The organism is Streptococcus suis, from assembly GCF_002964045.1.
Classification (GTDB): domain Bacteria; phylum Bacillota; class Bacilli; order Lactobacillales; family Streptococcaceae; genus Streptococcus; species Streptococcus suis_U.
In genome coordinates, this window is record NZ_POPB01000646.1 from 1 (window position 1) to 308 (window position 308).

At 24.4% G+C, this 308-nt stretch carries 1 protein-coding gene; it reads left to right on the forward strand.

The features are described 5' to 3' along the window. Nucleotides 1-87: 87 nt before the first annotated feature. Nucleotides 88-308, forward strand: a 221-nt coding sequence (locus tag C1E99_RS15360; RefSeq protein WP_238146260.1) for a hypothetical protein, incomplete at its 3' end; no start/stop codon positions are given.

The window sequence follows — 308 nt, forward strand, 5'->3', positions numbered from 1 at the left end:
TTCTACTATCGTAGAGAAGAAAAATGTCATTTATATTTATGCGATACTCAATCGAATAATTCTGTTAATGATTACTTTAATAAATTTATGGATTTGCCAGTTGAGAAAGTAAAAGCAGCTTATAGTTTTCTAAATTGTTACGATAAAATATATATTGAGGATAAGGATTTATATTTGTCTAGTAATCAAAAAGACATAATTCAAGAACTTTATGATAGATATAGAATTGAACCTTTACTTTGTAAAATAAGTAATAAGAATAGGGTAGTAAAAATATTTGATATTAACTGGTTTCCTAGTATTAATCC